The organism is Tardiphaga robiniae, assembly GCF_013359755.1.
GTDB classification, from domain to species: domain Bacteria; phylum Pseudomonadota; class Alphaproteobacteria; order Rhizobiales; family Xanthobacteraceae; genus Tardiphaga; species Tardiphaga robiniae.
In genome coordinates, this window is the sequence record NZ_JABMCJ010000072.1 from 129,352 (window position 1) to 151,076 (window position 21,725).

The 21,725-nt window shown below is 61.4% G+C and carries 21 protein-coding genes; 7 read left to right on the forward strand and 14 right to left on the reverse strand.

Going from position 1 to position 21,725, the window contains the following annotated elements; all coding sequences use genetic code 11:
* Window positions 1-140 precede the first annotated feature (140 nt).
* The 6 genes from HP556_RS06340 (at window position 141) to HP556_RS06365 (ending at window position 4,643) form a co-directional block, all read left to right on the forward strand.
* Window positions 141-380, forward strand: coding sequence for a hypothetical protein (locus HP556_RS06340; protein WP_175366317.1), 240 nt, complete (start codon window positions 141-143; stop codon window positions 378-380).
* Between the two features lie 378 nt (window positions 381-758).
* Complete coding sequence (locus HP556_RS06345) at window positions 759-905, forward strand: hypothetical protein (RefSeq protein WP_158596715.1); 147 nt, start codon at window positions 759-761, stop codon at window positions 903-905.
* Window positions 906-1,538: 633 nt separating this feature from the next.
* Complete coding sequence (locus tag HP556_RS06350; protein WP_210269098.1) at window positions 1,539-2,474, forward strand: glycosyltransferase family 4 protein; 936 nt, start codon at window positions 1,539-1,541, stop codon at window positions 2,472-2,474.
* A 79-nt stretch (window positions 2,475-2,553) separates the two neighbouring features.
* Window positions 2,554-2,829, forward strand: a complete 276-nt coding sequence (locus HP556_RS06355) for a hypothetical protein (RefSeq protein ID WP_246297440.1) — start codon at window positions 2,554-2,556, stop codon at window positions 2,827-2,829.
* A gap of 93 nt (window positions 2,830-2,922) precedes the next feature.
* On the forward strand, window positions 2,923-3,183 hold the full coding sequence (locus HP556_RS06360) for a hypothetical protein (RefSeq protein WP_089266051.1): 261 nt from the start codon (window positions 2,923-2,925) through the stop codon (window positions 3,181-3,183).
* Window positions 3,184-3,512: 329 nt separating this feature from the next.
* The gene (locus tag HP556_RS06365; RefSeq protein ID WP_309943611.1) at window positions 3,513-4,643 is read left to right on the forward strand and encodes a sensor histidine kinase; all 1,131 of its coding nucleotides are present in this window, start codon (window positions 3,513-3,515) and stop codon (window positions 4,641-4,643) included.
* 206 nt (window positions 4,644-4,849) lie between these two features.
* Here the strand turns inward: HP556_RS06365 and cbbX are convergent, their stop codons facing one another.
* The 7 genes from cbbX to HP556_RS06400 are packed head-to-tail and all read right to left on the reverse strand — an operon-like array spanning window position 4,850 to window position 12,804.
* Complete coding sequence (gene cbbX / locus HP556_RS06370) at window positions 4,850-5,764, reverse strand: CbbX protein (RefSeq protein ID WP_175366372.1); 915 nt, start codon at window positions 5,762-5,764, stop codon at window positions 4,850-4,852.
* Between the two features lie 5 nt (window positions 5,765-5,769).
* Window positions 5,770-6,195, reverse strand: coding sequence for a ribulose bisphosphate carboxylase small subunit (locus HP556_RS06375; RefSeq protein ID WP_068729086.1), 426 nt, complete (start codon window positions 6,193-6,195; stop codon window positions 5,770-5,772).
* Between the two features lie 11 nt (window positions 6,196-6,206).
* Window positions 6,207-7,670: a form I ribulose bisphosphate carboxylase large subunit gene (locus tag HP556_RS06380; RefSeq protein ID WP_089266271.1), complete on the reverse strand. Its 1,464-nt coding sequence runs from the start codon at window positions 7,668-7,670 to the stop codon at window positions 6,207-6,209.
* A gap of 49 nt (window positions 7,671-7,719) precedes the next feature.
* On the reverse strand, window positions 7,720-8,805 hold the full coding sequence (gene fba, locus HP556_RS06385) for a class II fructose-bisphosphate aldolase (RefSeq protein ID WP_175366319.1): 1,086 nt from the start codon (window positions 8,803-8,805) through the stop codon (window positions 7,720-7,722).
* Window positions 8,806-8,839: 34 nt separating this feature from the next.
* On the reverse strand, window positions 8,840-10,876 hold the full coding sequence (gene tkt / locus HP556_RS06390) for a transketolase (RefSeq protein ID WP_175366320.1): 2,037 nt from the start codon (window positions 10,874-10,876) through the stop codon (window positions 8,840-8,842).
* Window positions 10,873-11,748, reverse strand: a complete 876-nt coding sequence (locus HP556_RS06395; RefSeq protein WP_175366321.1) for a phosphoribulokinase — start codon at window positions 11,746-11,748, stop codon at window positions 10,873-10,875. Before HP556_RS06395 ends, tkt begins: the two co-directional genes overlap by 4 nt.
* A gap of 18 nt (window positions 11,749-11,766) precedes the next feature.
* Window positions 11,767-12,804, reverse strand: coding sequence for a class 1 fructose-bisphosphatase (locus HP556_RS06400; protein WP_175366322.1), 1,038 nt, complete (start codon window positions 12,802-12,804; stop codon window positions 11,767-11,769).
* A 197-nt stretch (window positions 12,805-13,001) separates the two neighbouring features.
* On the opposite strand from HP556_RS06400, the gene HP556_RS06405 reads away from it, so the two are divergent.
* On the forward strand, window positions 13,002-13,190 hold the full coding sequence (locus HP556_RS06405; RefSeq protein WP_175366373.1) for a helix-turn-helix domain-containing protein: 189 nt from the start codon (window positions 13,002-13,004) through the stop codon (window positions 13,188-13,190).
* Here the strand turns inward: HP556_RS06405 and HP556_RS06410 are convergent.
* Genes HP556_RS06410 through HP556_RS06440 form a run of 7 tightly spaced genes read right to left on the reverse strand, consistent with a single transcriptional unit; the run spans window position 13,156 to window position 21,707 of the window.
* Window positions 13,156-14,304, reverse strand: coding sequence for an acetyl-CoA acetyltransferase (locus tag HP556_RS06410; protein ID WP_175366323.1), 1,149 nt, complete (start codon window positions 14,302-14,304; stop codon window positions 13,156-13,158). The two genes, HP556_RS06405 and HP556_RS06410, sit on opposite strands and share 35 nt — an antisense overlap.
* Window positions 14,301-14,723, reverse strand: coding sequence for a Zn-ribbon domain-containing OB-fold protein (locus HP556_RS06415; RefSeq protein ID WP_175366324.1), 423 nt, complete (start codon window positions 14,721-14,723; stop codon window positions 14,301-14,303). Before HP556_RS06415 ends, HP556_RS06410 begins: the two co-directional genes overlap by 4 nt.
* Window positions 14,720-16,372 (reverse strand): long-chain-fatty-acid--CoA ligase, encoded by a 1,653-nt coding sequence (locus HP556_RS06420; protein ID WP_175366325.1) that lies wholly within the window; start codon window positions 16,370-16,372, stop codon window positions 14,720-14,722. The genes HP556_RS06415 and HP556_RS06420 overlap by 4 nt, the downstream gene beginning before the upstream one ends.
* A gap of 35 nt (window positions 16,373-16,407) precedes the next feature.
* Window positions 16,408-16,773 carry a nuclear transport factor 2 family protein gene (locus HP556_RS06425; RefSeq protein ID WP_175366326.1) on the reverse strand — a complete coding sequence of 122 codons (366 nt, stop codon included), beginning with the start codon at window positions 16,771-16,773 and terminating at the stop codon, window positions 16,408-16,410.
* 23 nt (window positions 16,774-16,796) lie between these two features.
* Window positions 16,797-18,110: an aminotransferase class III-fold pyridoxal phosphate-dependent enzyme gene (locus HP556_RS06430; RefSeq protein ID WP_175366327.1), complete on the reverse strand. Its 1,314-nt coding sequence runs from the start codon at window positions 18,108-18,110 to the stop codon at window positions 16,797-16,799.
* A gap of 28 nt (window positions 18,111-18,138) precedes the next feature.
* Complete coding sequence (locus tag HP556_RS06435; RefSeq protein WP_175366328.1) at window positions 18,139-19,710, reverse strand: hydantoinase B/oxoprolinase family protein; 1,572 nt, start codon at window positions 19,708-19,710, stop codon at window positions 18,139-18,141.
* Window positions 19,707-21,707 carry a hydantoinase/oxoprolinase family protein gene (locus tag HP556_RS06440; protein ID WP_175366329.1) on the reverse strand — a complete coding sequence of 667 codons (2,001 nt, stop codon included), beginning with the start codon at window positions 21,705-21,707 and terminating at the stop codon, window positions 19,707-19,709. The genes HP556_RS06435 and HP556_RS06440 overlap by 4 nt, the downstream gene beginning before the upstream one ends.
* Between the last annotated feature and the right edge of the window lie 18 nt (window positions 21,708-21,725).

Consider the following 21,725-nt stretch of genomic DNA (forward strand, 5'->3'; position numbering starts at 1 on the left):
AGCTCTTCTTGTTATTGGTGCCGTCGTTATTCGCCGAGACTAGACCACTCCAGCCGGAACGCGCGACAACCTGCTTGACGCCAAGCCCTCGGCTTAACGGAAGAAAAGCTTACGCGATCTCAACTTGAGAGGGTTTCTCAATGTCAGAGCTGGAATTCAGTGCCGTGAATGACCTTCAACACACGCCGCAGCACGCCAGATGTAACGAGCAGTCCGAATATGAGGCGGCGGTCGAGGTTGCTGCGAAGGCAATCAGAAAGACCTGGGATACGATGGGCGATATGCCATCACCGCTTTACGAAGATGAAGCGCGGCAACTCGGTAGAGCAGCACTCGATGCCATTATCGCTTCGCAACCAGTCATTCGGACGACCACATGACCTCCATCAGGCTGGCAGACACGCAGCATCTGACGACGGCCTGTCCATGAACGGCGCGCGTGCTGCTCGGTACAGACGTTTGGCAGCCGCCCAGAGCAGTCCCGAGGTGTACCGGCTACTTATGCTTCTTGCCGACGAAGCCGAAAAAGGAATCCTCTGCATCTCAGCCTTCAAACACCGACGTCCACCCCACATTGTCGCAAAATCAACGTGAACCGCGTGCGCGGCACGTAGTCATCGCGTCGGACAACATCAGCTTTATTTCTTCCACCACTGCAAGGACATGAACCGTTGAATTGGCTACCTATAGACACCGCACCACAAGACGGAACGCCAATATTCCTGGCTGGCGGATACGATGACAATTCGGATCATGCCATGGAATCCGAGGCGGAAAAAATGCGAACCGCCTGCCGCGCATGGTGGAACGACGGCGACTGGATTATTACCCTTGCTGAAGCAGGATGCGTCAACGTCACCCGGATTGATCCCACGCACTGGGCGCCTATTGAAGAACCGCGCTAGCCCAACAAGATCGGATTGCCTTGCGGGCAAGACCGCGTTGCGGCACTTTTAACAATCAGTCAAACAGAGGCTCAGAGTAAAATCCGCCTGCCAGGACCTCGAAAAGCGCTGCGTTTCCATCATACCGAGCCTTCCATCGTGTGCTGCTGAAGCCACTGTTGAACAGATCACCATCGTCCTGCACCTGCCATTCCCAGAAAAGCAGGGGATGTGGAGTGACTGTGACTTCCAGGTTTGGTTGGCGATACATAGCCACCATGTCGAGCCTCACTTTCGAAACAGCATTTACAAAAGGTCGCTTCCTGCCTGTTTATCTGAAGGCGCCGCGCGCCGTTCTGCAGCGATCGGGGCGCTTGCTCTTGACAGATGACGGGCAGAGCGCCTCTCATTCTGCAGTGATGATGACACCATCGAACCAGCCATCGATGACATTCACCATGCGCTCCTGAGTCGTCGCGTCAATCCAATTTACAGCGGGCCTCCACCAATCCGTCGGCCATATATCCGCCGTGCCCGGATTGACGTAGCTGATTATCCGCCATCCATCCTGCGAGGCTAAACACGATGCGTGTCGCGATGTTAGCGCCTATATCCTGGCGAACTCCTCCCCGGCATTACGGCCCGTGGGAACTCGTGACGAGCTTGCTGACGGAGGCACTGCTCTTGCGGGGAGTTGACGTCACGTTGTTTGCCACGAAGGACAGTTTGACATCGGGAAATCTCGCAGGTGTCGTGCCGGCACCATACTCTGAGGACCCGTCGCTCGACGCCAAGGCGTGGGAACTCCTGCATGTTGCAAATGTCTTCGAGCGGGCCGGCGAATTCGACATCATCCACAATCAGGCAGATTTTGTACCGCTGGGCTTCTCTCGCCTTGTGGACACGCCAGTCGTCACAACCATTCACGGCTTTTCATCAGCCCGTATTGTTCCGGTTTTCAAGGAGTATGAGGATCGTGTCCATTATGTCGCAATCAGCGATGCCAATCGCCATCCCGACCTTCGCTATGCGGCAACGATCCATCACGGCATTCCGATCGACGAGTTTCCCTTCGATCCGCTTGGCAGCGACGATCTTCTATTCTTCGGTCGCATTCATCCCGATAAAGGGGCTGCGGAAGCGATAGCAACTGCCGAAGCGGCGGGCCGCCACCTCATCATGGCCGGTATCGTTCAGGATGCGGACTATCATCGACGTCATGTGGTGCCAGCACTGGGAAGGTCCGCGACTTATCTCGGTCCGGTCGGAGGTCTGGAGCGGACACGCGTTCTGGGATCCGCACAGGCATTGCTTCACCTGATCAATTTCGACGAACCATTCGGGTTATCAGTTGTTGAGGCGCTTGCCTGCGGAACACCGGTGATCGCGCGTAACCGCGGATCGATGCCCGAATTGATCACAGATGGCGTGACAGGTTTCCTGGTCAATAGCGCCCTCGAAGCTGTTCAAGCCGTTGAGCGCATTGGCGAACTGGATAGACGCGCCTGCCGGGCGGCGGTTTCTGAGCACTTTACCGTCGATAGAATGGCAGATCGCTACCTGGCTCTATACCAATCTATCCTGGGCTAACCGACGGAGAACCGCAGCGAGAGCGAGATCGCCTTCAGGGCCGCCCTCGTCCACATACATTGAACGCATAGACGTCGTAATGTTCCTGGAGTTCGGGCTTTCGCCGAGCTTTATGGATCCAAACATGATTGCTATTTCGACACAGGTTCAGGCGCCTGATGACTTTCAGCGCGTGGCGTTCGACATAAGACACGGCAACCGCCGGATTGCGTGTACCCTGACGACCAAGTTTCCAACCAAAGATCAGGCCAAAAGGTACTTCCACGCCAACAGGCCGCTGATCGAGAAACTGGCGCGCGAGCAGATGGAACTGGTTGCAGCCAACGACGGTGAGATCAAGCTGGTGATGATTTAGAAGTCGCCCGCCATACTTGCCGTTTCTGCGAAACTAAAGGCCTGATCTGATCTTCAGGGTTGGCTCAAACGATGACGCAAGGGAATACCCACTATGGCGAAGTCGCTGCTTTCCAGACACGACCTCGAACATGCGGCATTGCTGCAAATCCGCAGCTGCTACGGGTGCGAAGATGTCACGGCCGTGATCATTGACGAGATCGCAGACCCTCGCTTTGAGACGAACTGGGGCATTCTCTCACTTCACCGAGCAGCCGACGTGCAATTGAGGCTCACCGCAGAGCTCAATACAGTCCGCGCGATTGACGGCACGCAAGAAAGATTGCGCAAGCTCTACAACCTCAAGACCAACTGAGCTCGTCTAACTTCTGGTGAGGCGCATAGTCCAGATCGACGGGGAGGTTCCGCCGCCCCAGGGCGAATTCCGTCGGGGGCCACCGCCCTTTTAGGAGCGTGCCTGGCAGCGCATTTTTAACCTCCTCGCGACACGCATCATCGACCAGCAGAATGTTCCCTTACATGACGCGTGATAGGCAATCCCAGGATTATGTCGACTTCGGATGTAAAAATCGCTAGGTTCCTTCACATCACCTCGGTACGATAGGCGCTCGGTGACTGAGGGCCGTGTGTGCTCCCGCCTTGATGGGAGCAGCTTAGGTGTCATCATCTCGAGATAAGACCAACGTGCTTGTCGTCGAAGACGAGATGGTGCTGCGTATGCGAGCTGTCGACATCGTTGAGGATGCAGGATTTACGGCCGTCGAAGCGACGAACGCCGATCAAGCCATCAGCGTGCTCGAGGCGCGATCCGACATTTCGCTCTTGTTTTCGGACATCCAGATGCCCGGTAGTATGGATGGATTGAAGCTTGCTCATGCGGTCCATGAACGCTGGCCACAGATCAAGATCATCCTGGTATCCGGCCAGATAACCCCCTCAAGCGACGAGAAACCGGAGAACAGCCGCTTCTTTGGTAAGCCCATCGACAGCAAGGAAATGATCGCCGAACTGCAAGACATGATCGGTGCAGGCACCCTTGAGGTCGTTTCTGGCCAGGCAGGTTTGACCGTCAATCCGACGCGGCCAAGCCAGTCTGTCGCGGAAGAGACACTGACGGCCGAGAACGACAGCTTACGACTATTGCTGGAACAGGCTGGAATAGATGCCAAGCTGTTGCTCGCGCAGGCCGGCATAGACGCCAAGGAGCGGGAAGCAGCCGACAAGCTGCAAAAGCTTGTGCTCGGCGAATTGCACCACCGCATCAAGAATACCCTCGCAACTGTAAGTGCGATCGCTTCACAAAGCCTTCGGACCGCCACCAGCGTTCAGCATGCGCAGCAAGCCATCGAGGGGCGGCTTCTTGCGCTCGGTCGAGCTCATGACCTCTTGATGCAAGTCAGTTGGGCGAGTGCCGGACTCGAGATGACAATCCGTAATGCCACCGAGCCCTATGACAACAAGGGAGTTGGCCGCTTCGCTGTCTCAGGACCCGAAGTAGATATGGGGTCGGGCGCAGTTATCGCCCTGGCGATGACACTCAACGAACTTTGCACCAACGCCACCAAGTTCGGAGCGCTTTCGGACCCGAGTGGCATTGTTAAGGTCGACTGGACGATCGACCAGGCGTCGCAGCAACTGACCTTGAGCTGGATCGAAAGCGGCGGCGCGCTGGTCAATCCGCCCGTCCGCCGCAGCTTTGGCACACGCATGATGGAATCGCTCGGACGGCAACTGAACGGCACTGTGCGTTTGGCTTATCCACCATCAGGCTTCATCTACACTCTGGAAGTACCGATAGCCTCGCTGAACAAATGAGCCAGTGGACGGCTTGTTTGGCTCAATCTGTGGAGATGGGCCCGCATTTGAGGGTTTTTCTTTCAAGCGAGAGGGTCCCTAGGTGGCAAAACCGGTCCCAGTAGCCGTCCAATTCCCGAAAGTCTCCGGCTAGACCGCGCTGCTAGGAGACCAAGGGTCACCAAAATAGACCTCGACTAGTCGGCAGCGTGTTCGGTCGGGCGCCATTACCCACCAGAACCGTTCGAGAACACTCGGCTCGCGAGCACATCCGAAGCCTCCAGTGACATGATGTCATCGACGCTCAGCACGCGGTCGAGATCGGCGACAAGCCGGTTGGCCTGACGCAGCCGCATGCGATCGAGCGCGTTGCGGATCGAACGGGCGTTGGAGAACAGCGGCTGGGTCTTGCGCAGCGCGATGTAGCGGACGAACGCCGCACGCGCATCGGCGCTGAATTTGTAGTTCATATCGCCGAGCATCAATTCGGAAATGGCGAGCAATTCGTCGTCGGCATAGTCGGGGAAATCGATATGGTGGGCGATGCGCGAGCGGAAGCCGGGATTGCTGCCGAAGAACTTGTCCATGCGGTCGCCGTAGCCGGCGAGGATCACCACCAGATCCTCGCGCTGCGATTCCATCACTTGCAGCAGGATCTCGATCGCCTCCTGGCCGTAATCGCGCTCGTTATCGGGCCGATGCAGGTAGTAGGCCTCGTCGATGAACAACACGCCGCCCATCGCCTTCTTCAGGATCTCCTTCGTCTTCGGCGCGGTATGGCCGATATATTGCCCGACCAGTTCGTCGCGCGTCACCGACACCACCTGCCCTCGCCGCACGAAACCCAATTTATGCAGGATGCTGGCGATGCGCAGCGCCACCGTAGTCTTGCCGGTGCCGGGATTGCCTGTGAACGACATGTGCAGCGTCGGGTTGCCCGACGCTAGGTCCATGCGCTTGCGGATGCGCTCGATCAGCAGCAGCGAAGCAATCTCGCGAATCCGCGTTTTCACCGGCTTCAGCCCGATCAATTCACGATCGAGCTGATCGAGCACCTCGCCGATGCCGACCTCGTCGAACTCACGGCGCAGATCGACCTGCGTCGCCGGCGGCGCGTCCCCGGCGCTATCGACCACCGTCAGCGTGCTCACGACCCACCGTAGCGCTGGCCTTCGGGGCGATCGACGGCATAGGATTTGGTCGTATAGCGGATGTTGCGGCCTTCCACCTCATGCCGCTCGAGCCGGAAACCTGGCTCTTCCTTCGGACGGTTGACGATGAAGGAGAGCCGCACCGATTCCCAACCATGACTCGAGTCGAATGCCGACAGCCGGATGTAGCGATCGCCATACACCTTGCGGCATTCGGTCAGTTCCATCAGCACGCCAGCGGCGTCGCGCAGATCGAACATCGGCAGGCCCCACATTTCCCAGAAATTGTTGCGGGGATGCGGATCGTCGGTGAATTCGATGTTCACGGCCCAGCCATTGGCGAGGCAATACTGCACCTGTTTTGAAATCTGTTCATCAGTGAGATCGGGCAGGAACGAGAAGCAGCCCTGGGTAATGCGCATGATCGTACTCCTTACAGCGAGACGCTGGCGGTGGGGGCGTAGTCGGGCATGTCAGTGGATTCATAATTGAAGGTGACGTTCTTCCATGTCTCGAGCGCCGCCTTCAGCGGTGTGCAGGTCATCGCCGCCTTGGCAAGAATCTCCTCGCCTTCATGCAGGTAGTCGCGGCCTTCGTTGCGAGCGAGGATCATCGCTTCCAACGCGACGCGGTTGGCGGTGGCGCCGGCCTGGATACCCATCGGATGGCCGATGGTGCCGCCACCGAATTGCAGGATGACGTCTTCGCCAAGGTGATCGAGCAACTGATGCATCTGGCCGGCATGGATTCCGCCCGATGCGACCGGCATCATCTTGTTGAGGCTGGCCCAGTTCTGCTCGAAGAACACGCCGTGTTCGAGCCGCATCGGATTGTAGTCTTCGCGGCAGATGTCGTAATAGCCGCGCGTCGTCGCCGGATCGCCTTCGAGCTTGCCGACGACCGTCCCGGCATGGATGTGATCGACGCCGGCGAGCCGCATCCATTTGGCGATGACGCGGAACGAGACGCCGTGATTGCGCTGCCGCGTATAGGTCGAGTGTCCCGCGCGGTGCAGATGCAGGATCATGTCGTTCTTGCGCGCCCATTTCGCCATCGACTGGATTGCAGTGTAGCCGATGACGAGGTCGATCATGATGATGACGGAACCGAGCTGCTTGGCGAATTCGGCGCGTTCGTACATGTCCTCCATGGTACCGGCGGTGACGTTGAGATATGTGCCCTTGATCTCGCCGGACGCCGCCTGCGCCTTGTTGACCGCCTCCATGCAATAGAGAAAACGTTCGCGCCAATGCATGAAGGGCTGCGAGTTGATGTTCTCGTCGTCCTTGGTGAAGTCGAGCCCGCCCTTCAGCGCCTCATAGACGACGCGGCCGTAGTTACGACCGGACAGACCCAACTTCGGCTTCACAGTCGCGCCAAGCAGTGGGCGGCCGAACTTATCCATACGCTCTCGCTCGACCACGATGCCGGTGGCCGGGCCCTGGAACGTCTTCACGTAGGCGACCGGAAGCCGCATGTCTTCCAACCGCAGAGCCTTCAGCGGCTTGAAGCCGAACACGTTGCCAATGATCGAGGCCGATAGGTTGGCGATCGAGCCGTTCTCGAACAGGTCGAGATCGTAGGCGATATAGGCAAAGTACTGGCCGGGCGAATTCGGCACCGGATCGACCCGAAAACACTTGGCGCGGTATTTTTCCGCAGCCGTGAGGCGGTCGGTCCACACCACGGTCCAGGTCGCGGTCGAGGATTCGCCGGCCACTGCTGCCGAAGCCTCGATCGGATCGACGCCATCCTGCGGCGTCACCCGGAACAATGCGATGATGTCGGTGTCCTTGGGTACATAGTCGGGCTCCCAATAGCCCATCTTCTTGTATTCCATGACGCCGGACTTGTAGCGATCCTTGCCGCGGATCGTGATCGAAGCGTGTTCATTCATGGTGGCCTCCTCGTTTGGATCCGGCGTCACCGGATGGAATAAGGTCTGTTCACTCGGCAGCTTGCGCGATGTTGCCGATCTTCGGGTCGAGCGCGCCACTGCGATAACGCTTCGCCATTTCGGCCAGCGGAATCACCTTGATCTTCGCGGCGTGGCCCGCGGTGCCGAATTGTTCGAAGCGTTCGCGGCAGAGGTCGCGCATCGCGTCCATCGCCGGTTTCAGGAATTTTCGCGGATCGAATTCGCCTCTGGTTTGCGCGGCAACCTTCCGGAAGGCGGAGGTCATTGCGAGGCGGCAGTCGGTGTCGATATTGACCTTGCGGACGCCGTGTTTGATGCCGCGCACAATTTCCTCGACCGGCACGCCCCAAGTCTGCGGCATCTCGCCACCAAATTGATTGAAGATATCCTGCAGAGGCTGCGGCACTGATGACGATCCGTGCATCACCAGATGCGTATTCGGCAGCCGGCGGTGAATTTCTTCGACGACCGTCATGGCGAGAATGTCGCCGTCCGGCTTGCGCGAGAACTTGTAGGCGCCGTGCGAAGTCCCCATCGCGATCGCCAGCGCGTCAACCTTGGTGGCACGGACGAAATCGACCGCTTGATCCGGATCGGTGAGCAACTGGTCGTGGCTGACCTTGCCCTCGACACCGTGGCCGTCCTCCTGCTCGCCACCGCCATGCTCCAATGAACCGAGTACGCCGAGTTCGCCTTCGACAGAGGCGCCGATCCAGTGCGCGATATCGACCACGCGACGCGTGATGTCGACATTGTAATCGTAGTCAGCAGCAGTCTTGGCGTCGGCCTTCAGCGAGCCGTCCATCATGACCGAGGTAAAGCCGTGCTGTAGCGCGGTGGCGCAAGTGGACTCTTCGTTGCCGTGGTCCTGGTGCAGGCACAGCGGGATCTGCGGATGCATCTCTTCCAGCGCATCGATCATCCTCGCCAGCATGAAGTCGTTGGCGTAGGAGCGCGCGCCGCGCGAGGCCTGGATGATGACCGGCGCATCGACCTCGGCGGCGGCCTCCATGATCGCCAGGCCCTGCTCCATGTTGTTGATGTTGAAGGCCGGCACGCCGTAGCCATGTTCGGCGGCGTGATCGAGCAGTTGCCTCAGTGTAATGCGTGCCATAGGTCCTCCATTCCGTTGTCTTGTCCCGAACAACTCATTCGGCGGCAGCGATGCGCGAGCGGGCAATGCAGCGCATCGCCGCCGTTGCGACCGCCGCGGCGGTGATACCGAATTCGCGATACAGATCATCCGCAGGCGCCGAGGCGCCGAATCCGGTCATGCCGACGAACTCACCGCCATCGCCAAGCCAGCGCGCCCAATCGCCTTCGATCGCGGCCTCGACACCGACGCGCGGAGCACTGCCGAGAATTGCCGCCCGATAGTCGCCGGGCTGTTGCCGGAACAGATCGAAACACGGCGCCGACACCACCGCGGCGCGGATGCCGTCATCGGCAAGCAGCTTGGCCGCAACAATCGCAATCGACACTTCGGAGCCGGTCGCGATCAGGGTGACGTCGCGACCACCTTCCGGCTCGATGACGACATAGGCACCGCGCGCGACCCGATTGGTGGAATCGATGCCCTCGCGGAACACAGGCAGCGCCTGACGCGACAGGCAAAGCACCGACGGCGCATGCGGCGTCCGCAACGCGCAATCCCAGGCCTCGGCAGTCTCGACGGCGTCGCCGGGACGGAACACCAGCAGATTTGGAATCGCGCGCAGGGAAGCCAGGTGCTCGACCGGCTGATGGGTCGGGCCGTCCTCGCCAAGCCCGATCGAGTCGTGCGTCATCACGTGAATGACGCGGATGCCCATCAACGCGGCCAGCCGGATCGCGGGGCGGCTGTAATCGGCAAAGCACAGGAAGGTGCCGCCATAGGGAATGAGGCCGCCATGCAAAGCGACGCCGTTCATCGCCGCAGCCATGGCATGCTCGCGCACGCCGTAATGAACGTAGCTGCCGTCGAAGGCATCGTGCTGGATCGGCGCCTGCATCCTGGCGCGCGTGAGGTTCGAATGGGTGAGGTCAGCCGATCCGCCGAGCAGATTCGGCAGGACATCGGCAATGACATCGATGACGAGTTGCGAGGCCTGCCGGGTGGCGATCTTCGGCCGCTCCTGCAAGAAGTGGGCGCGAATCTTGGCCAGCGCATTGTCGTATCCGCCGGAGAGCTGGCCCTTCAGCGCGGCCTGGAAGTAGTCCCGCACAGCGCCGTCCAGACGCGCAACGCGCCCCGCCCATTCCGCATGCGCCGTCTGTCCGCGCGCGCCGACCGCGCGCCATTGTCCCGCCACCGCATCGGGAACGTGGAACGGTGCGTGTGGCCAGTGCAGCGCGTCGCGCGTCCTCGCGATCTCGTCCGCGCCCAGCGGCGCGCCATGCGCCTTCTCACTGCCTTGCCGATTTGGCGCGCCGAAGCCGATCACCGTGCGGCACGCGATCAGCGATGGGCGGTCGTTGTCGCGCGCCCGTGCAATGGCCGCGGCCACGGCCTCGGGATCATGGCCGTTGACGCGACTGGCCGACCATCCCGATGCAGCGAAGCGCGCAAGCTGATCGTCCGAACACGACAGCGAGGTCGCGCCGTCGATCGATATCTCGTTATCGTCGAACAGCACGATCAGACGATTGAGCCGCAGATGTCCCGCCAGCGAGATCGCCTCGTGGCTGAGGCCCTCCATCAAGCAGCCATCGCCGGCGATCACGTACGTGTAGTGATCGACGAGGCCGTCGCCGAAGCGCGCATTCATCAGGCGTTCGGCCAAAGCCATGCCGACCGCTGTGGCGATACCCTGGCCGAGCGGGCCGGTGGTCGTCTCAACGCCCGCGGTGTGGCCGTATTCGGGATGGCCGGGTGTCTTCGAGCCCCATTGCCGGAACGACTGCAACTGATCGAGCGTCACCTCCGCCGATCCGGTCAGATGCAGCAGCGCGTAGAGCAACATCGAGCCGTGGCCGGCGGACAAGATGAAGCGGTCGCGGTCTGGCCAGGCCGGATCGGCGGCATCGAATTTGAGGAAGCGTGAGAACAGCACTGTCGCCGCGTCGGCCATACCCATCGGCATGCCGGGATGGCCCGACTTCGCCTTTTCCACCGCATCGATCGCGAGAAAGCGAATCGCACTTGCCATATCCGCGTGCGGAACGGTCGCTTGATCCATCTGGGGAGCGGGACTCTGAATATTCATACCGTGCGCCTTTTGCGTTCCATCAATTGCAGGATCAGCGGGGTGAGGATGAGCTGCATCGCCAGATCCAGCTTCGAGCCGTGGATCACGATCGAGTTGGCGCGCGACATGAAGCTGTTGGGGATCATCGACAGCAGATAGGGGAAATCGATGCCGCGCGGATTCTTCAACCGGATCACCACCATCGATTCATCCGGCGTCGGGATCCACCGCGCGATGAAGGGGTTCGAGGTATCGACCGTCGGCACACGCTGGAAGTTGATGTCGGTCTCGGCAAATTGCGGGCAGATGTAGTTCACATAGTCCGGCATCCGCCGCAGGATGGTGTCGGTGACGGCTTCCTGCGTGTAGCCGCGATCCTTACGGTCGCGATGCAGCTTCTGAATCCACTCCAGATTGATGACGGGAACGACGCCGACCTTGAGGTCAGCATGCTGGGCGATATTGACCTTGTCGGTCACCACAGCGCCATGCAGGCCTTCGTAAAATAGCAGATCGGACTTGTCCGGCAGCGGACCCCATTCGGTAAAGGTCCCCGGTGCCGCCCCGTATAATTTGGCTTCGTCCTCGTCGTGCACGTAATGACGGGCGGTGCCGGTGCCGGATTCGCCGTAGTCGCGGAAGACTTTCTCCAGCTCCTCGAACAGGTTGGTTTCCGGGCTGAAGTGGCTGAAGTGCTTGTTGCCCTTCTCGCCTTCCTCCAGCATCTTCATGCGCATTTCGACGCGGTTGTAGCGATGAAACGCATCGCCCTCGATATAGGCGGCCGCGACTTTCTCGCGACGGAAGATGTTCTCGAACGTCTTTTTCACCGAGGTGGTGCCGGCGCCCGACGAACCCGTGATCGATATGATGGGATAGCTGCGCGACATTTTTGCTCTATCTCCGGCTCAGCGAAACAGGCCGCGCCGCGCAAATAGCGGCGCGTCGCTATTGTCGAACATCGGCTCGATTCCTTCGTGAATGGCGGCGACGTCGCGAACGCCGCGCATCGAGCCCATGATCAGCGGCACGCGCTGGTGCGGTGTTCGCGCCGAAACTTCGAGGATGCGGCGACGGCCGGTGGTTGCGGAGCCTCCGGCCCACTCCATGACCAACGCCATCGGGTGCGCTTCGTATAAAAGGCGTAGGCGCCCTTCGCGGTATCCGGGGCGCGCGTCGGCCGGATAAAGGAACACGCCGCCGCGGACGAGAATGCGAAGTGACTCGGCGACCAGCGAGCCGATCCAGCGCATGTTGAAATCGGCACCGCCGTCGCCACCAATGCCGGCCAGGCATTCGTCGATATAGGTCCGCACCGGACCGTGCCAGTGCCGCCGGTTCGACGCGTTGATGGCGAATTCCGGCGTATTGGGCGCAATCCTGACGCCTTGTGCGACAAGCAGGAATTCACGTGCGCGGCGGTCGAGAATAAAGATATCGACGCGCCCGTTATGCGCCAGCACCAACGTGGTCTGGGGACCGTAGACCACGAAGCCCGCGGCGCATTGGGCTGTGCCGGGCTCGAAGAAGGTGGAAACCACATCGTTACCGCGCGGACGGATCGAGAAGATGGTGCCGACCGAGATGTTGTTCTCAAGATTGGCGGAGCCATCCAGCGGATCGATCGCGACACAGAGCGGCGCGGCGACATCGAGGATTTCGGGCAATTCTGCCTCTTCCGACAGAATCGCGGCGACGGGGGTCACGAGCAGCGCGCGGCGCATTATCCTGTCTGCGACAAGATCGATGTCCTTCTGCGCATCGCCGTCGGAATTCACGCCGCTGAGACGACCGGTAATGCCGGCCAGCGGGCCGTCGGCAATAAGGTCGGCAAGTTCGATGGATGCGGCGGCGATTCCCTCGATCACGGCGGCGATCGCAAGCCGGTTTGGCGTCTTCGCCCCCGCGCGATCGAGATGCGAACGCAATGTCACGCGTTCATCCATAGCCGTTCCCTCATCGCTGCCCTCTGCGGGGCCATTTTCAAAGCGTCGTGCCGTTCGGCCGTCCGCGCACCAACAACATCCCAGTTTGTAGAATTAGTAAAATATTCTTATCTTTGGCCAGAGCAAAGTTTTCCTTATAGAGGTTGCGAGGCTGGTGAGCCGGTTTCCACGGGAATTGATCCGTCGCCAGTTGCGCGCTGACCGCCGTTCACCGCGATCGCTCGGTCACGGCTGCGGCCAAAAAACTGCATCTGAGACAGTCCGCGGTCACGCTGCAGATTCGCAGTCTGCAGACACTAGCGGGCCAGATCGCCCATTATCCACAAAGTGTGAACATCAACAGATCTGTCATTACAGCGTGTTGGCGCCGCCAAGCACGGCCGTAAATTCATGCGAGAAGGTGCAGCCATTGCCATGAGCGATCGCGATCTCGGCACCCGCGATCTGCCGTGCGCCGGCATTGCCGCGTAATTGCTCCGTCGCTTCGATCAGCGTGAACAGCCCATACATGCCTGGATGCACAAACGACAATCCACCACCATTGGTATTGACGGGCAGAGCACCACCCGGCGCGATCCGGCCACCGGAGACAAACGCGCCGCCCTCGCCTTTCTTGCAGAATCTCATGTCTTCCAGGAACATGATGACATTGATGGTGAAGGCATCGTAGAGCTGCAACACATCGACATCAGCCGTGGTGATGCCCGCCATCTCGAATGCCCGCGGCGCGCATTCCGCCGTCGGCGTCGTACAGAAATCCGGGATCTGCGAGACTTCGCGGCTCCAGCTCGCGCCGGCGCCGCCGAGGAAATAGACCGGCTTTTGCTTCAGCGCTTTCGCACGATCGGGACTGGTGACGATGATGGCCGCACCACCATCACTCATCAGGCAGCAATCCAGCCGCGAGAGCGGATCGGCCACCAGCGGCGATGCCAGCACATCGTCGATGGTCAGCGGCGCCTTCATCGTTGCGTCAGGGTGCAGTTGTGCCCATTGCCGCGCGGCCACGGCAACTTCCGCCATCTGCGCGCGCGTGGTGCCGTATTCATACATGTGCCGCGCGGCGCACATCGCGTAACCGGGCAGCGGCGACATCAGGCCGTAGACTTTCTCGAAGGTCGGCAGTTCGTGGATGCCGAAGGTACCGGCCCCTTTGAGATTGGAGCCATAAGCGATCAGCACCGTAGTGCAGAGCCCTGCCTCGATGGCCATGGTCGCCTGCAGGAGGTGTGACAGGAAGGACGAGCCGCCGGTCATGTCGGAGCAGGCCCATTTCGGGCGGATGCCGAGATACTCACCCATCGAGAGCGTCGGGAACATGTGATACAGCGTGCCACCGCAGATGCCGTCGATGTCCCTCAACTGCAGACCCGCATCGGCGACCGCGCGCGCAGTGGCGCCCGCCATCAGATCCATCGCCGACATCCCCGGCGCACGGCCGAGGCCGTAGGTGCCGATACCGACGATGGCGCTCTTGCCACGCAACGAGGATGCGGTCATGGCGCGGCTCCCACGGGACGAAACAGCACGATGGGCTGCTCGCTATTGGCATAGGTGCCGAAATCCACCGGCGCGATCACGGCCTGCAGGCGCATACCGATATGAACCTCATCCGGCGCGCACTCAATGACGCGACTAAGCATGCGGACGCCCTCGTCGAGCTCGACGACGCAGGCATTGTAGTCGCCGCCGTGCTTCGCGGGCCGCCGCATGATGGTGGTCGAATAGACCGTGCCGAAGCCACTAACTTCGACGAATTCGAGATCGTCTGCGCCGCTGCGGGGCGCGATCAGGCGTGGATAGAACACATATTCGCCGGTCGAGTGCGAACGCTGGATCATCAGTCTGCCGGCGCGCAGATGGGCCCAGAACTGTCCTTCGGGACCAAGCTCGGCCGCTGGCGAGGTTGCTGTCGTCATGCCCACTCCGCTTCCTGCAGCGACCGCCAACTGATCTTGTTGCTTTCCGAGCGCGGCAGGCTATCGACCAGCACCACCGAGCGTGGCGTCTTGTAATTGGCCATGGCGCCGCGCGCCCAGCCGATGATCTCGTCTGCCGTTGTCGACGATTTGGCCGCATCATGCAGCACCACCAGCGCCTTCACCGACTCTCCGCGATAGCTGTCCGGCGTCGAGATGATGCAGCACTCCTTGATGGCGGGATGGCCATACATGATGGACTCGACTTCCGCCGGCCACACCTTGAAGCCACTGACATTGATCATCCGCTTCAGCCGGTCGACCGCGAAGAAATAGCCGTCACGATCGCGATAGCCGAGATCGCCGGTGCGCAGGAAGCGCTTGCCGCCCAGCGTGACGAATGCGGTCTCGTTCGCTTCAGGCTTGTTCCAGTAGTTTTGCAGCACCTGCGGGCCGTTGACCACGATCTCGCCGATTGCGTCACTGCCGAGCTCGGTCAGCGTGTCTGGATCGATGATCCGCGCATCCGTCTGATGCACCGGGATGCCGAGGCACTGCCGCCTCGGCACTTCCATCGGATTGATGTGGGTCGGCGACATGGTCTCGGTCATGCCGTAGCCCTCGACGAATTCGAGGCTAAAGCGGGTCTTCAACCGTTCGGCCACCGCCACCGGCATTGCCGCGCCGCCGCCGGTGATGACCTTGAGCTTCGCAAAACACGCTTCACGAAATGTCGGGCTGGAGAGCACGTCGACGATCATGGTCGGCGCCGCGTTCCAGAAGGTAACGCCATGGGCCTCGAACAGATCAGGGATCAGGTCCTTATCCCAGCGCGCCATCAGCATCAGCGTCGCGCCGACCGAGATCGCCGCATTCATCGAGCCCTGCATGCCCGCCACATGAAAGAACGGCTGCGCGCCAGTCAGCACATCGTCGCCACCGAGCCGGTACCAGCGCGCCTGCAGCACTGCCGTGAATAGCACGCTCGAGTGCAGATGCATGCAGGCCTTCGGCTTGCCCGTGGTGCCGGATGTGTAAGGGAACAGGCAGAGATCGGCTGGCGTCGCGGTCATCGGCGACGGCGTCTCGTTGCGAGCGATCACATAATCCCAGGCGCGCCAACCCGGCGCCGTGGGGCACGATCCGTTTTGCGTCACGCAGGCTGGCAGCGTGTAAGGCGATGTCTCGGGCACATAGTCGCGATAGTGCGCGACGATGATGCTGTTGATGACGTTGCCAAGCAGCGGTGCAAAAACATCGACGAGATCGCTGCCGACGATCGCCACCGTGGCGCCGCTGTCGGACGCGATATAGTCGAGTTCGGCGGTCTTGTTCATCGGGTTGATCGGCACAACCACGGCGTCGGCCCGCATGACGGCGTAATACGCGATCACATATTGCGGCGAATTCTGCAGCGCGACCATCACGCGGTCACCGCGCTTCACCCCGCAGATGTTCTGCAGATAGCCGGCAAGCGCGTCTACCTGCCGTAACAATTCCGCGTAAGTGAGAACTCCGCCGTAGAACAGCGTGGCCGGATGATCCGGCCGCGCTGTCGCCGCCCGTACCAGCGCGTCGTAGAGGACGCCTTCAGGCAGCGGCAGCGTGTGCGGTTCGCCGGGCGGCCAGAACGGAGAGACAGCATTCACGGCAAGCCTCCTGACAGGTACATTTCAGCAATTAATCAGGCGAAGAAGTGCCACACCTTGGCAATGATCTGCCAGCGGCTATCGATCTTGATGAAGGAAAGTTCGTTGACGAAGCGCTTCGGCAGATACATGTCCTTGACGCGCGCATGGGCCGTAGTCGGCGATGCCACAGACACGCTCACGATCTCGTCCTCGCGCGGGTCGCCCCGCGACGCCGATGACGGCCGCGCGGCAACCATGCCCATATAGGTTTCGAGATCGAGATTGACGAGCGTGCCATCGGTTGCCGAGGATAGCCGCACCTGCGGGTGCAACACCCGACGGAAGCCGGCGACATCGCCGCGATAGAGCGCTTCGAAATAGCCGGCGATGACGGCGCGGATGTCCTGTTCGTCTTGCATCTTCAAGTCTCTGTTGTCGTGTGTCAGTTGAGGTCGCCGGAACGCGCATGTTCCTGGTCGGCAAGTTCGAGTCCGTGGTCGAGCGCTGCGAGCAGCCGCTCGGCATCCTGCTCGCTGATGATCAGCGGCGGAGCCAGGAACAGCGAGGTCTGCTCGCCGCTGGTGCCAATCACTGCGCCGGCTTCCATCGCCCGCGCGGCGACGCGTGAGGCGATCGGATTTTCCATGGTGTCGGCGGCCCATGAACGCCAGTCGGGCCCATGTACTTCGACGGTCCAGTGCAGGCCCTGGCCGGCAACGCGGCTGACGCTCGGATGGTTACGCGCGATTTCGAGCAGGCGCTTCGTGAAGAACACTTCCATGGCGCGCACGCGCGCCAGAATGTCTTCTTCCGTAACCACATTGAGATAGGCGCTGATGGCGGCCATGCTGATCGGATGGCCGCGGAGCGTGCCGTAGTTCTGCCAGCTCGATCCCTTGAGCTGCTCGACGATCTTCTTCGAGACCACCACTGCGGCAACCGCTGCAGCACCACCGCCGAGCGACTTGCCCATGGTGACGATATCCGGACGGCTCTTGGCGCCTTGGAAAGCGAACCAGCGGCCGGAGCGGCCGGCACCGGTGACGACTTCGTCGGCAATCCAGATCGAATTCGCCTTGGCGGCGTGATCAGCGACCTCGTCCTGATATTCGCCGTCGTAGTAATTGCCACCCTGCGTGTAGTCGATGATGGTCGCCGCCGTGTCCGCCAGAATAGTGCCAGCATCGGCGAGAACATCCTTCACCGGCTGGTTGCTCAGCGGCGCGCCAAAGATCGCCCCGTCAGGTGCAGGCAGGATCTTCACCGGCGCCATCGGGGCCGGCAGACGCGAACCGCCGGCCTGCACGGCGAGCCCACCATGCCAGTGCGGCTGCACAGTCATGCTGCGCGAGAGACCGACGAGGCCGTGATAGGCGCGCTCGCGCGTCGCCAATGCCGTCTTCTGCGACAGGGCCTGGCACAACGATAGCGCCATGTCGTTGGCCTCGCTGCCGCTGATGCAGAAGCGCACGCCGCCGACCCAATCCTCTTCGCCCGCAAAGGCCGTGCCGATCAGATCATCGGCAGCTTTCTCGCGACCGATCCAGGTCCAGCCTTCGTTGACGACCGGCGTATCCGCGGCTGCACGAATGGCTTCCACCATTTTCGGGTGGCGATGACCGAGCCCGCCACCGGTATTGCTGCCGTCGATCAGGCGACGCCCATCCTGCAGATGGAAATATACGCCTTCGCCGCCAACCACGGTCAGGGGTGCGCTATCGCCTGCATTGAGGCCCGTCCGCAAAAGTCTGCTCATCGATTATCCTTTTCCTTGCGGAGGTGCATCACGCGCGGCCATAGCCGCCGCCGCCGCACATCTCGATGGTGATGAGATCGTCCCGTTGCAGCACGAGGTTCGACTTGCCCTCGACATCGATCACCTCGTCGCCCCGCGTGAGCGTGAGGCGTGCGGTCTTGCCGGGTGCGCCGCCCTTCAGGCCAAACGGGGGAATAAGCTTGCGCTCGACGCAACTGGTCAGATGCATGCTCGGCGCAAGGATGCGGTAGCTGCGCACGACACCGTCGCCGCCCGGATAGGCGCCAGCGCCGCCGGAGCCCCAGCGGATCGCCTGCTGCTCGACGCGAATATTGTAGTTGGCCTCGATGGCCTCCGCCGGCGTGTTGGAGGTGTTCGTCAGGTGCACGCGGGTCGCAGCGCAGCCGGCGCGGTCATGCCGCGCGCCCTCGCCGCCGGCATGGACCTCGTACAGCATCTTCCACGAGCCATCCTGCCGCGGCTCGGCGAAAGAGAGCATGCCTGACGTGGTGGCGCCGCCCGACGACAGCCGCTCCGGAATCACATCCTGCATGGCCAGGAAGATCGCATCGACGATGCGCAGCGACGTCTCGTGATTACCGGCCGCCACCGGCGCGGTGAGACCGGGTTCGAAGATCGAGCCCGGACGGGTGATGATGGTGAGCGGACGCAACGCGCCGCCATTCTGCTGCATATCACGCCCGCTCATGATGCGCGCGCTATAGGCCACCGCGGATTTCGCGATGAAGGACGTCGTATTGCAGAAATTCGAGACCCGGTCGCAACTGCCGGACAGATCGAACGTCGCTTCGTCGCCCTTGATCGTGATCTTGACATGGATGCGGGCCGGTTCATCGCCAGGGCCGCCGTCATCGAGGAAATCTTCGCCTTCATAGACGCCGTCAGGTAGCCCGAGAATGGCTTCGCGCATTTCGGCTTCGGAGAGATCGTGCAGCCGCGACAGCGCCGCCACGAACATTGCCTTGCCGTGCTGCTTGCACAATTCGACGATGCGCTTTTCGCCGGCCAGTGTGCAGGCAATCTGGCCGAGCAGATCGCCCTCGCAGGATTCGGGATCGCGGACATTCACCTTGAGGAACTGGACGATGGCATCGCTGACGCCTGCTGCCGTGGCGATCTTGATCGGCGGAATCCGCAGTGCTTCCTGAAAGGTGTCGATGGCCTTGGCGAGATAGCTGCCAGGCCAGGTGCCGCCGATATCGGGCCAATGCGCGAGACTGACGGCGAAAGCGACGATGTCCCCCTCGAAGAACACCGGGCGAACGACCTTAACGTCGTTGAGGTGATTGCCGCCGAGCGCGCCGAGATTATAGATCAGCACATCGCCTTCGCTCAGCGTCGCAGCCGGCACGACCTTCAGCAATTCGCGGATCGTATAGGCCATGGCGCCGAGATGAACGGGGATGTCGCGGCCCTGCCCGACCAGTTCGCCCTGCGCATCGGTGATCGCCGAAGACAGATCACCGGCCTCGCGCAGCAGCGGTGAACGCGCCGAACGTGTCATCACCAGGCTCATCTCTTCCGCTGCGGCCGACAGGCCATGGCGGATCACCTCGACGGCGAACGGGTCGAGCTTCATGACATCACCTTCGCGAGATAGAGGTTGCCATTGGCATCCGGCGTCGCCTGCCATTGCGGTGGCAGCACCACGGTGGACCAAGCGTCTTCGATGATCGCAGGGCCAATAATGGTGTCGGTCATCGCGCTGCGATCGATCACATCGGTCATCACATCCAGTGCGCCATCGAACGAACAGCGGCGCCTGGGAGTCGCCATGGTGCGCAGCGCCGTCTTTGGACGGCTGACTTCGGTGGTCGAGGGCTGGCGGGCCTGCGCACGCACGGATTCGATCACGCAGCTCTCGCTGGTCGCATAGCCGAACAATTCGCGATGCTTGACGAGGAAGTCCTGCCGCAGCTTGTCGACGTCCAGCGGCATCGTGAACGGCACCGGGATCGCATCGGCCTGCGCGGCATAGCGCATCAGCGCGACCAGTTCGGTCTGGATCGACGCGCGCGGAATCGCATTGGCCAGCAGAGGTGCAAAGGTCTGCTCGACCAGCGCTTCGATGCGCTGCGTGACCTTGGCCAGGTCAATTCCGTCCAGCGCCACGCGCAACGTCTGCTGCTGCAGGAAGCTGAAATCCGCAGTCAGACATCCCAGCGCGGAGAAGGCGCTGGACGCAGCGGGCACCACGATCTCTGTGATCCCGTAGAGTTCGGCGAGGCCCGCCGCATGCATCGGGCCACCACCGCCAAACGCCAACAGCGTACAGTCGCGACCATCGATGCCGCGTTCGACCGTCACGCGGCGCAGCGCGCGGGCCATGGTGGCATTCGCGACGCGGATGATGCCGAGCGCGGTCTCAGTAAGGCTGAGTCCAAGGCCCTGCGCGATCGGCTCGATCACGCGGGCTGCGGCATCGACAGCTATGCCGATGCGGTCGCCGAGCTTGGTTTCGGGGTTGAGATAACCGAGCAGCGCATTGGCATCGGTGATGGTCGGCCTGGTGCCGCCACGGCCATAGCAGGCTGGGCCCGGCTCGGAGCCGGCACTTTCCGGCCCGACGGTCAGACCGCCTGCGCCCGCGCGCACGATGGAGCCACCGCCGGCGCCGATGGAATGCACCGCGAGCATCGGCTGACGCAGCGGGCGATCGCCAAGCATCTTGCCGTCGGCCATCTCCGCCTGACCATCGACGATGAGGCAGACGTCGGTCGTCGTGCCGCCCATATCGAAAGTGAGCACGCGGGATTTTTTGAGCTGGCGCGCGATGCTGACCGAGGCCGCGACGCCGGCGGCCGGGCCAGACATCGCCATCACCAGCGGGCGGCGTTTGACGGCAGAAATCGGGATCATCGCGCCGGCGGAATGAAAGACCTGCAGGCCCGGACCGATGGGCAGACGCTCTTCAAGCTCGCTCAGATATTCCACCGCAATTGGCATCGCCGCCGCATTGAACGCCGTCGACGACGTGCGCTCATATTCGCGCGCTTCGGGATTGATCTCATGCGACAGCGAGACATGCGGCACGATGGTCTTCAGCCGTTCCGCCAGCATCTGTTCATGGACGGGATTGGCATAGGCATGCAGCAGCGAGACGGCGACGCTTTCCACGCCGGTCTCCTTCAGCCAGGCGATCAGGCGTTCGATCTCGGCTTCGGCCAGCGGCTTCAAAACCTGACCTTCATGGTCGAGACGCTCATCGAGCGCGAAGCACAATTCACGCGGCACCAGCGCCTTGGCCTTTGGCGCGATGTCCAGACGATAGAGATCGCGGCGGCGATATCTGGCGATCTCCAGAACGTCCTCGAACCCCTTGGTCGCGATCAGGGCGATCCTGGGCAGACGCTCCTCGACGATCGCATTGGTGATCCGGGTGGTGCCATGAATGAAACGCTTCACATCGCTCTTGCGCAGGCCGACCGCCTCGATCGCTTCCAGCATCGCCTGCACCGGCGCATGTGGGCGCGACGGCACTTTGGCGATCCGCGTCTCTGACGTGTCGCGCCGAATGGCGATGATATCGGTGAAGGTGCCACCGATGTCGGTTCCGATTTCCCAGATATTCGTCACGCGCGTTGGTCCCGCTTT

Bases quoted from the DNA above. Each gene is read 5' to 3' on its own strand.
- HP556_RS06435 (WP_175366328.1), bottom strand. From the start codon at position 19,710: ATGAAGCTCGACCCGTTCGCCGTCGAGGTGATCCGCCATGGCCTGTCG.
- HP556_RS06375 (WP_068729086.1), bottom strand. From the start codon at position 6,195: ATGCGCATTACCCAGGGCTGCTTCTCGTTCCTGCCCGATCTCACTGAT.
- HP556_RS06430 (WP_175366327.1), bottom strand. From the start codon at position 18,110: ATGAGCAGACTTTTGCGGACGGGCCTCAATGCAGGCGATAGCGCACCC.
- HP556_RS06410 (WP_175366323.1), bottom strand. From the start codon at position 14,304: ATGACCGCATCCTCGTTGCGTGGCAAGAGCGCCATCGTCGGTATCGGC.
- HP556_RS06425 (WP_175366326.1), bottom strand. From the start codon at position 16,773: ATGCAAGACGAACAGGACATCCGCGCCGTCATCGCCGGCTATTTCGAA.
- HP556_RS06380 (WP_089266271.1), bottom strand. From the start codon at position 7,670: ATGAATGAACACGCTTCGATCACGATCCGCGGCAAGGATCGCTACAAG.
- tkt (WP_175366320.1), bottom strand. From the start codon at position 10,876: ATGAATATTCAGAGTCCCGCTCCCCAGATGGATCAAGCGACCGTTCCG.
- HP556_RS06400 (WP_175366322.1), bottom strand. From the start codon at position 12,804: ATGGATGAACGCGTGACATTGCGTTCGCATCTCGATCGCGCGGGGGCG.
- HP556_RS06360 (WP_089266051.1), top strand. From the start codon at position 2,923: ATGGCGAAGTCGCTGCTTTCCAGACACGACCTCGAACATGCGGCATTG.
- HP556_RS06415 (WP_175366324.1), bottom strand. From the start codon at position 14,723: ATGACGACAGCAACCTCGCCAGCGGCCGAGCTTGGTCCCGAAGGACAG.
- HP556_RS06345 (WP_158596715.1), top strand. From the start codon at position 759: ATGGAATCCGAGGCGGAAAAAATGCGAACCGCCTGCCGCGCATGGTGG.
- fba (WP_175366319.1), bottom strand. From the start codon at position 8,805: ATGGCACGCATTACACTGAGGCAACTGCTCGATCACGCCGCCGAACAT.
- HP556_RS06355 (WP_246297440.1), top strand. From the start codon at position 2,554: ATGTTCCTGGAGTTCGGGCTTTCGCCGAGCTTTATGGATCCAAACATG.
- HP556_RS06340 (WP_175366317.1), top strand. From the start codon at position 141: ATGTCAGAGCTGGAATTCAGTGCCGTGAATGACCTTCAACACACGCCG.
- HP556_RS06395 (WP_175366321.1), bottom strand. From the start codon at position 11,748: ATGTCGCGCAGCTATCCCATCATATCGATCACGGGTTCGTCGGGCGCC.